General features: G+C 62.7%; 1 protein-coding gene and 2 pseudogenes. All 3 read right to left on the bottom strand.

Annotated features, from left to right (window positions below):
- A partial coding sequence (locus tag ACKODO_RS03285; RefSeq protein ID WP_408982021.1) for an NAD-dependent epimerase/dehydratase family protein occupies positions 1-129 on the bottom strand: 129 nt, incomplete at its 3' end.
- A 234-nt stretch (positions 130-363) separates the two neighbouring features.
- Positions 364-1,484 (bottom strand): annotated as a pseudogene (gene pqqE, locus ACKODO_RS03280) (pyrroloquinoline quinone biosynthesis protein PqqE).
- A pseudogene (gene pqqC, locus ACKODO_RS03275) lies at positions 1,481-2,523 on the bottom strand (pyrroloquinoline-quinone synthase PqqC); the annotation flags it as partial. The pseudogenes pqqC and pqqE, both read right to left, overlap by 4 nt.

The following is a 2,523-nucleotide window of genomic DNA, read 5'->3' as shown; positions in this document are numbered from 1 at the left end:
ATTTTCGTCTCTTGCTGTTGCCATTACTTTGTAGTTGTTATTAAGAAAGATAGGAACTAAATGCTGCCCAACAAAGCCAGTGGCTCCACTAACTAATACCTGGCGTAATTTTTGCTCTCTCTCTCGTATCAGTCATTGCCGTTCCTTTTGTAGCAGCTGTTGGTAATCTCATTTTACGTGCTCGTAACTCAGTCGGAAATTGTTTTGCGTGTTTGATCGGCCCCCACGGAGTGGTCCGGATAGAATGTTAGTGCATTGACGGCCTCGACGCCAGCGCGGGCGGCGAAGCTGGTTTGGGTTGCGCGTCCGCCCGCCCGAAAGATTCACATCCTCATCGCCGGCCGCCCGGGTCTGTTCCAGGAGTCAAGGCGCGGTGCGATCGCCGGAACTGAAGGAGCGGTAAACATAGGCATGATCGGCGCTGGCACCGGCTTCCGCCGCAGCAAGCGCCTTGATGCGGGCGTGGTGGGGCGAGTAGACGCAGACCGGGTCGGTGGCGGATGCATCTCCCGTCAGCGCAAGGGCCTGGCAGCGGCAGCCGCCCCAGTCGCGCTCCTTGCGATCACAGGACCGGCAGGGCTCAAGCATCCAGTCTGTCCCGCGATAGGCCATGAAGGCTGGCGACGACGTCCAGATGTCGGCAAGCGACCGGTCCCTCACCGACCAGAACTCCAGACCGGGGATCGTCTCGGCCGCATGGCAGGGCAGGACGCGGCCCGAAGGGCTGACTTCATGAGCCGCCTTCCCCAACCACCGGCACAGGCCTTGGGATAAGTCGCGTAATAATCTGGCACGACGAAGTCGATCACGAGCCGCCCCTCTAGCGCCTTGCGTGCAGTCTCCACGATCTGGATGGAGCGATCGACATCGGCCCTGGTTGGCATGAGGGCGGCGCGGTTCAGGGAGGCCCAGCCGTAATACTGCGTGTGGGCCACTTCCAGCCGCCGGGCGCCGAGCGCCACCGCAAGGTCGATGATGCGATCCATCTCATCGATGTTGCCGCGGTGGATCACGGCGTTGAGCGTCAAAGGGAGCCCGAGCGCCGTAACCCGGCCGGCGAAGGCCATCTTCTGCGCTTGAGCGTTGACGAATCCGCCGATCCGTTCGGCATTGGCCTTGTCCACCGCCTGGAAGGACAGTTGCACGTGGTCGCGCCCCGCATCCGCCAGCGCATCGAGCTTTTCCAGCGCGCCGCCAACACCCGATGTGATGAGGTTGGAGTAAAGACCGCTCTGCGCGCAATGCGCCGTGATCTCGACGATATCGGTCCGGATGGTCGGCTCGCCGCCAGACAGGTGCACGTGCAGGACGCCGAGCGCCGCCGCTTCCGAAAGGACGCGCCGCCAGGTCGCCGTGTCGAGCTCGCCCGAGCGCTTGTCGAGTTCCAGCGGGTTCGAGCAATAAGGGCAGCGCAAAGGGCAGCGATGGGTCAGTTCAGCCAGAAGGCCGATTGGCGCGGGCAACTCAGGAGCTGGTGCGTTCATCGATCGAGCACCCGTTTCCTCCAGAGCTCATCCAGCAGGCCGATCACGTCGCGCTCAATCACGGCCCGGTCTTCCAGATATTTCTCGGCAAGCGCGGTGATAATGTCGTCGACGCTGCGTATTCCGTCCACCAGGCCGAGCACATCGGCCGCCACGGCATCGAGATCAAAACTACGCTCGGGAGCGAGCAGCAAATGGGTGCCCCTGACCTCGTCGAAACGCAGGCGAACCCCGCGGGGCACGCGCGGCACGTCGTCCAGGCGAAGAACCTCTGTCATGCAATCGCCTCCCCGCCCGGCGTCCAAGCGCCCGGAGGGGGCAGACCCGGATCGACATAGGCATGATGCAGCGCATCCAACTGGCTCCACAAGACGTCGCATTTGAAGCTCAAGGCACCCAGAGCCTGCGCTTGAAGCGAAGGCGTTTTGGCGTGGGCCTTGACGTAGGCCAGCGCGAAATCGGCGTCGCGGGGGGCCTGGGTCATGCGCTTGTCGAAATAGGCGAGCGTATCCTTCGAGACGAAATCATAAGCTCCGAGCATTCCCGCGACCCGTTCGGAAATGATCATCGGGGCAAACATCTCGGTCAATGACGACGCGATCGCCTCCAGAAGGCTCCGCTCCCGCACGAAATGCACATAGGCCTCAACGGCGAAGCGCGTTGGCCGGGAGGATGCCTTTCGTGGAAATGACATAGGCGCGCGGAAAGCCGAGGCTGTCGGTCAGCTTCAGCCAGCGCTCGATGCCGCCGCCGCCCTCCACCTCGCCGTCATGGTCGACGATGCGTTGGCGCCAGATGCGGCGGAGGGACGCGTCTTCCATGCGGGCGACGATCGACGCATCCTTCACCGGAATCATGGCCTGGTAATAATAGCGGTTCAGCGCCCAGGCCCGGACCTGATCCTGGTTCAGCCTGCCCCCGTGAAGCAACCGATGAAAGGGGTGGAGGTTGTGGTAGCGTCTGGCGCCGATGTTGCGCAGGGCTGCCTCGAGTTCATCGGGATCGAGGAGCCGGTCTGCCTCAGCCGGAGCGGTCGGCA

It is taken from the genome of Rhabdaerophilum sp., assembly GCF_046092605.1.
Lineage (GTDB): Bacteria > Pseudomonadota > Alphaproteobacteria > Rhizobiales > Beijerinckiaceae > Rhabdaerophilum.
The sequence above is the reverse complement of the archived record's forward strand: the minus strand, read 5'-3'. Positions and strand labels throughout refer to the sequence as shown.